Origin of the sequence: Nocardia sp. NPDC058497 (genome assembly GCF_042720195.1) — a bacterium.
In the GTDB taxonomy this organism is placed as follows: Bacteria; Actinomycetota; Actinomycetes; order Mycobacteriales; family Mycobacteriaceae; genus Nocardia.
In genome coordinates this window covers 1-5,686 of record NZ_JBHXMY010000054.1, presented here as the reverse complement: position 1 = coordinate 5,686, position 5,686 = coordinate 1, and the positions used below count along the sequence as shown (strand labels likewise).

The 5,686-nt window shown below is 65.8% G+C and carries 11 protein-coding genes; 7 read left to right on the top strand and 4 right to left on the bottom strand.

What is annotated here, in order from left to right; genetic code table 11:
- The 5 genes from ccsA to ACFWPJ_RS06355 form a co-directional block, all read left to right on the top strand.
- Positions 1–300 (top strand): cytochrome c biogenesis protein CcsA (ccsA, locus tag ACFWPJ_RS06375; protein WP_378847897.1); only part of this gene is annotated, 300 nt, incomplete at its 5' end.
- Positions 301–341: 41 nt separating this feature from the next.
- On the top strand, positions 342–1,118 hold the full coding sequence (locus tag ACFWPJ_RS06370) for an ATP-grasp domain-containing protein (protein ID WP_378847894.1): 777 nt from the start codon (positions 342–344) through the stop codon (positions 1,116–1,118).
- Between the two features lie 54 nt (positions 1,119–1,172).
- The gene (locus ACFWPJ_RS06365; protein WP_378847892.1) at positions 1,173–1,448 is read left to right on the top strand and encodes a hypothetical protein; all 276 of its coding nucleotides are present in this window, start codon (positions 1,173–1,175) and stop codon (positions 1,446–1,448) included.
- Positions 1,449–1,499: 51 nt separating this feature from the next.
- Positions 1,500–1,814 carry a hypothetical protein gene (locus tag ACFWPJ_RS06360; protein ID WP_378847889.1) on the top strand — a complete coding sequence of 105 codons (315 nt, stop codon included), beginning with the start codon at positions 1,500–1,502 and terminating at the stop codon, positions 1,812–1,814.
- Positions 1,811–2,143 (top strand): hypothetical protein, encoded by a 333-nt coding sequence (locus ACFWPJ_RS06355; protein ID WP_378847888.1) that lies wholly within the window; start codon positions 1,811–1,813, stop codon positions 2,141–2,143. The genes ACFWPJ_RS06360 and ACFWPJ_RS06355 overlap by 4 nt, the downstream gene beginning before the upstream one ends.
- A gap of 105 nt (positions 2,144–2,248) precedes the next feature.
- Here ACFWPJ_RS06355 and ACFWPJ_RS06350 read toward each other — a convergent pair whose 3' ends face one another.
- The 4 genes from ACFWPJ_RS06350 to ACFWPJ_RS06335 all read right to left on the bottom strand — a co-directional run bounded on the left by ACFWPJ_RS06350 (position 2,249) and on the right by ACFWPJ_RS06335 (position 4,054).
- Complete coding sequence (locus ACFWPJ_RS06350) at positions 2,249–2,695, bottom strand: SgcJ/EcaC family oxidoreductase (protein ID WP_378847885.1); 447 nt, start codon at positions 2,693–2,695, stop codon at positions 2,249–2,251.
- 126 nt (positions 2,696–2,821) lie between these two features.
- On the bottom strand, positions 2,822–3,475 hold the full coding sequence (locus ACFWPJ_RS06345) for a hypothetical protein (protein WP_378847882.1): 654 nt from the start codon (positions 3,473–3,475) through the stop codon (positions 2,822–2,824).
- 71 nt (positions 3,476–3,546) lie between these two features.
- Positions 3,547–3,729 (bottom strand): hypothetical protein, encoded by a 183-nt coding sequence (locus tag ACFWPJ_RS06340; RefSeq protein WP_378847880.1) that lies wholly within the window; start codon positions 3,727–3,729, stop codon positions 3,547–3,549.
- Positions 3,730–3,844: 115 nt separating this feature from the next.
- A complete protein-coding gene (locus ACFWPJ_RS06335) occupies positions 3,845–4,054 on the bottom strand; it encodes a BldC family transcriptional regulator (protein ID WP_019049435.1) in 210 nt (69 codons plus the stop codon).
- A gap of 164 nt (positions 4,055–4,218) precedes the next feature.
- Between ACFWPJ_RS06335 and ACFWPJ_RS06330 the strand changes: the two genes are divergently transcribed.
- Positions 4,219–4,545 (top strand): DUF4229 domain-containing protein, encoded by a 327-nt coding sequence (locus ACFWPJ_RS06330; protein WP_378847878.1) that lies wholly within the window; start codon positions 4,219–4,221, stop codon positions 4,543–4,545.
- Positions 4,542–5,627 carry a PLP-dependent cysteine synthase family protein gene (locus ACFWPJ_RS06325; RefSeq protein ID WP_378847875.1) on the top strand — a complete coding sequence of 362 codons (1,086 nt, stop codon included), beginning with the start codon at positions 4,542–4,544 and terminating at the stop codon, positions 5,625–5,627. The genes ACFWPJ_RS06330 and ACFWPJ_RS06325 overlap by 4 nt, the downstream gene beginning before the upstream one ends.
- The last annotated feature ends 59 nt before the right edge of the window (positions 5,628–5,686 follow it).

Below are 5,686 nucleotides of genomic sequence, written 5' to 3'. Positions count from 1 at the left end.
CCCCTCTCACCCAACAAACCCAACACACGCGCCCCCCCACTCTCCGCCGCTGCGACCCTCCGGGCCCCAACCGGCCCCCACCCCGCCTGGGGCCGCTTCTGGGGCTGGGACCCCAAGGAAACCTGCTCCTTCATCGCCTGGGTTCTCTACGCGGCGTATTTGCACGCCCGAGCCACCTCCGGCTGGCGCGACACCAAGGCCGCCTGGATCAACATCGCCGGCTTCGTCGCCATGCTCTTCAACCTGTTCATCATCAACATGGTGATCAGCGGATTGCACAGCTACGCCGGGCTGAACTGAACGGGCGAATCTTGTTGCGGGCGCGCACGTAGCATCGGGCGATGCGACCGCGTTGGCTCATTGATTTGCATGAGGACTTTCCTGGCTCCGCCATTGTCGCGGCCGCGGTCGATGACGCTCTGATCGTCGAGCCGTATGACGTGATGATGGGGCGCTGGCCGGTTGTCGAGGAGGGGCGCGCGATCGTCGGATACGGGACTATGCCGACGATGACGCAGCTGCGGCGGGTGCCGCTGCTGGGCGAAGCGGTATTCGACGACTACACGACGTTGCGCTGCTCGTCCTACTACCGGCATGTGTACGACCTGCTCGGGCGCACCGCCGTGTTCGTGCCGTTCTCGGCGATTCCCGATCTGCCGTTGCGGCGCATGTTCGGCAGTGAGCACGTCTTCGTTCGGAGCGACACGAACTACAAGCTTTTCCCCGCGGGCGTGCACGCGGTCGCGGAGCTGGATCGCTTGCTCCAGTCCTATGTTGAGCACCGAGACGAGCTGGTCGTCGTGTCCGAGGTCGTGACCTTCGAGCACGAGTACCGCTGCTTCTGCCGCAACGGGCGTTTCGTCTGCGGAAGCTCTTATCCGCTCGAGCCGTACCTCCCCGTGCCCGACCATGTACGCGCGTTCGCGGAGACCGTGGCGGCGCGCGTGCTTGCGCAGGGCTCCACCATGGTCACCGTCGACGTCGGCGTCGGCCCCGACGGCGCACTGCGCCTCGTCGAGCTCGGCGGGGTCAACAGCTGGGGCATCTACGGTTCGGACGTCACCGACTTCATCGCCGCGATGGAGGCCGAGGCACTCGCCCGCGCGGACTCATACTGAGCCGGACTCGAAAATCTGTTGAGGGACCGGGGTAGAAGCGTGTTCAGTGGGCGCATGGGAATTGCGCGGCGGGGAACACGAATTCTGAATCTGGATGGCGAGCGCTACCGGTGGGTGGTCTCGCCCGATGACGAGCCCGGTTTGGCGATTGTCGTCGAGGTCGCCGAGGGACATGGACAACGCATGGTCACCTGGGTGGAGCACGGCACGATCATCACTCCACGCTTGGTCGCGGGGGCTATTCACCGAGCATTGCGTTGGGGCTGGACGCCGAGGGAACGGGGCGCCGAAGTCGTCTATCGGATCAGGAGTGAGTCGATGGCCGCCTGATCGCATCTGACCGACATCGTGGACAGTCCGGCAGGGGCCTAGGCTTTGACAGTGTCCAAGATCGTGTTGTCCAACCCGCACTCAGACAAGACGCTCGTGGTCTGGCTCGAACCATCCGGCGAGGACTACTGGATGCATCCAGGCGATGTGCTCACCATCGATTTCGACGACGCAGACTTCGCCGAGCACCTGATCGGTAACGGGCACTTCGAGGTGTCGTGGCGTGACGATGGAGTCGTCGTCTGGCCGGCCTCCCGCTACGGCAGCACTGTCCGTGACCGATCAGGCACCGAGATCGATTGCGGTCACCAACGCCCAGATCACGTCGACCGTGCCTGGCGGGAAGCCGGAAACTCTCGAGCATGATCTTGCCGGAGGACAATGTCGGAGTGCCGATACTGCGGGGGACGGCCGTCCGGTGGGTGTGTGATGACCACACCGCCCGTGGAGTCGTCGAGGTCCAGTTCACCGATGCCGACGGTGTCGTTCATTCCATCGTCGACAAGCTCCCGATCTTCTTCGGTGTCGACGACGACCCTCTCCAACAGGACTCGACCTACCCGACCCCGTGCCCCGTTGAGGTGGTCATAGTTGAACATCTCGACGGCGGACGCACCACCGTCGATCTCCGGTGGTCGGAATCGATCACCGACCAAGTTCGTTTCGTCGTCCGCACCGCCGACATTGCGACATGATCCGCGGCCGATTCCATGCTGATCCTCATCGTGAGAGGCTTCCTACCGGCGCTGTTCGTCCGTGGCCAGGCTGACCGAGCAGCGCCGGATCTGCACCTCGCATGGTCAGGAGGTTGGGACCGGGGTGTTGTGGCGGGCTGCGGTCCACCAGCGGTTGTTCTCCTTGACCAGGACGTACAGGGCGACCATGGCGGGGGCGGTGTCGATCAGGGTGCCGTCGGCGGTGGTGGCGCGGGCTTCTTTGTGGGCGATGGCGACGTCGGGGCGCAGGAAGGTGATGTCGGTGACGTCGTAGCGGACGTACTCGTCGGCGAGGAATCCCGCCAATCCGCGGCGGTTCGCGTCGAGCAGCGCGTCGCGCCCGGTGATCAGGGTGCCGATCGCGTTGCCGACCACCGCGTTCGCCAGGAACGGCGCGGTCATCAGTTCGGGGTCGTTGGTGTTGTACGCGGTCTGGGTGTCGGCGATGATCTGGCGGATCGCGGCGATGTCGGCGGTGTGATCCACGGTGTCGTCGTCGACGACCGGAGGCTGAATCATATTCGTGCTCATACGAAAGACGCTATTTGCTGAACCATGGTTGAGGTAAAGGCGGATGTAGCGCACCTCATAGGGGCTCCGGAGACAACTGTGCCCGGATGCTCAGGTGAGCGTCCGGGCATCGGTCGGTGATCAGGATCAGCAGTAGTAGCAGATCTTGTTGGCCGGGAGTTCTACGTGACAGTTGAGGCAGACGGGCTTGCGGACCGGTTCCGGCTTGGGGACGGTGACGCTGCGGGCCGAGGCCGCGGTGCGCTTGGGCTTGGTGGCTGCTTCGGCTGCTTCGGCGGTGGCGAGGTCCTGGGAGGTCTGCTGGCGCAGGGCCGCGACCTTGGGGGGAAGGGTGGGGAGGCCGCCGTCGGCGGGGAGGTCGGTGGCGTAGTGCTGGTAGCACTGCCAGCGGGCGGCGGCGGCGTGCATTTCCAGGTCGTCGGGGATGGGCAGGCCCGCGAGTTCGAGGATGTAGCGGTAGCCGGTGCCCACCGTCTGGTTCTTACGCACGCACAGCGCGCTCAGCGGCGGCTCGTTGTTCTTGTGACAGTGTTCGGCGACCTTGTCCAGCACGACCGGCAGCCAGTGCTGCCACTTCACCTGGGTGCGGATCCCGGATTCCTCCTGGACCAGCTCGGCCAGCTCGGTGTTGACGATGAAGTTGTTGAACCTGGTCGCGGTGTCGGCGAGTACCTCGTGTGCCGCGCGAGTCCACGCCGACCTGGCCTCGGTGAACGTCACGGCGCTGCCGTCGGCCGCGCGCCAGGTGGTCGGAATGGAACTCTGCTGCACATCGATCACCGGAATACGTTATCTACCCGGGTTTTTCGCGGTGCATCGGGGGTATGTGGGTAAGCTCACGCGCGCGAGCGCTACGGCTCGGACGGGCCGGAGTCGTCGCGGTGCTGCTTGCCGAGGCGCCAGAGGAATTCCGGATCGTCGTCGGGGCCGAGGATCGGTCTGCGCGGAGATGGGCCGGACTTCTGGGGTCCGAACGCCTTCCAGCACAACACCGCGACGGCCGCGATCGCGATGAGGGCCAACAGGTACGTCACGTCGCTCACCTCCTGCTATCGAGGGTAGCCGTGTACGCGCCGTGTGCACATCCGCGACGGATGGGAAATTTCCGGCAAACGCGAGCCCGTGGCGGACTCGCGTCGGCCGGTCGGGTCAGCGGGGCGCTGCCTCGGTGGTGAGCGATTTGAGCAACTGCAGAACCTCGGACTCGCGGAATCGGCGATGTCCGCCCGGCGTGCGCAGCGAACCGAGCCTGCCCGCATGAGCCCACCGGGTGACGGTCTTGGGGTCTACGTGGAACATGGCGGCCACTTGGCCTGGTGTCAGCAGAGTGTCCTGGCCGCCGACGGTGATCGCAGTCATAGCTAACCTCTCCGTTCTCGACAGTTCCCTCATCAGATGGCGTCATCGTCGCACTGCGACCCCCACGTAGTCGAACCACCTACTTTTGGTAAAGGGGAAGTAATAGACAAAAGCCGCGAACGGGGCCGCATCGGCCCAGGCCGCGGCGGGGTTAGGCTGTTGTCGTGAGTGAAGCAACTGGTCAGCAAGGCTCTGGCGCGGGGAAGCGGCTGGTCCGCAATCTGGCCCTCTACACGCTGGCCCGCCTCGGGCTCGTCGTGGTGATCGCCGCGGTGATCGTCGGCATCGCCAAGCTCATCGGCGTCGAGGTGCCGATCATCGTCGCGGCGCTGTTCGCGCTGATCGTCGCGATGCCGCTGTCGCTGACTCTGTTCAAGAAGCTGCGCACGAAGGTCAACGAGGACATCGCCATCGTCGACGCGCGCCGCCGCCAGGACAAGGCGCAGCTGCGGGCCCGGTTGCGGGGTGACGACGACGGGTCCGCCGCGTGAAGATCCTCGACCGCAGCGCTCCGCGTGACTGGGTCGACAATGCCGTCCGGCTGATCGACGCCGACTCCCAGCGTTCCGCCGACACCCACCTGCTGCGGTATCCGCTGCCCGCCGACTGGCCGGTGCAGCTCTACCTCAAGGACGAGTCCACCCACATCACCGGCAGCCTCAAGCACCGGCTTGCGCGGTCGCTGTTCCTGTACGCGATCTGCAACGGCTGGGTCACCGAGGGTACGACGGTGGTCGAGGCGTCGTCAGGGTCGACGGCGGTGAGCGAGGCCTATTTCGCGAAGCTGCTCGGCCTGGATTTCGTCGCGGTGATGCCGGCGAGCACCTCGCCGCAGAAGGTCGCGCTGATCGAAGCGCAGGGTGGCCGTTGCCATTTCGTCGAGCGGGCGCCGGAGATGTACACCGAGGCCAAGCGTCTCGCCGCCGAGACCGGTGGGCATTTCATGGACCAGTTCACCCACGCCGAGCGTGCGACGGACTGGCGCGGCAACAACAACATCGCCGAATCCATCTTCGAGCAGCTGGCGCTGGAGACCCACCCGGTGCCGGAGTGGATCGTGGTCGGCGCGGGCACCGGCGGCACCAGTGCCACCATCGGCCGCTACATCCGCTACCGCAGGCACGCGACGCGCCTGGCCGTCGTCGACCCCGAGCACTCGGCGTTCTTCGGCGGTTACGAGACCGGTGACGCGGGCTACGAGACCGGAATGCCGTCGCGGATCGAGGGCATCGGGCGTCCGCGGGTCGAGCCGTCCTTCGTCGGGCAGGTGGTCGACCGGATGCTCGTCGTACCCGACGCGTCCTCGGTCGCCACCGCGCGCCACGCCAGCACCGTCCTCGGCCGTCGCGTCGGCGGCTCGACCGGTACCAATCTGTGGGGCGCTTTCCATCTCGTGTCCGAAATGCTGCGCGAGGGGCGCAGCGGCAGCATCGTCACCCTGCTGTGCGACGGCGGTGACCGGTACGCGGGCACCTATTTCGACGACGCCTGGGTCGACGGCCAGAGCCTCGACCTGACCGCCCCGACCGCCGTCCTCACCGAATTCGCCGCCACGGGTCACTGGCACGGCTGACCTGGGGAAAAAGAGACGGGGTGTTAAGTTTTGCGGTGATGGTACGGGTTGAATTTCTC

Coding starts and splice junctions, on each gene's coding strand:
- ACFWPJ_RS06355 (WP_378847888.1), top strand. CDS start 1,811: ATGATCTTGCCGGAGGACAATGTCGGAGTGCCGATACTGCGGGGGACG.
- ACFWPJ_RS06370 (WP_378847894.1), top strand. CDS start 342: ATGCGACCGCGTTGGCTCATTGATTTGCATGAGGACTTTCCTGGCTCC.
- ACFWPJ_RS06365 (WP_378847892.1), top strand. CDS start 1,173: ATGGGAATTGCGCGGCGGGGAACACGAATTCTGAATCTGGATGGCGAG.
- ACFWPJ_RS06335 (WP_019049435.1), bottom strand. CDS start 4,054: ATGACTGCGATCACCGTCGGCGGCCAGGACACTCTGCTGACACCAGGC.
- ACFWPJ_RS06350 (WP_378847885.1), bottom strand. CDS start 2,695: ATGAGCACGAATATGATTCAGCCTCCGGTCGTCGACGACGACACCGTG.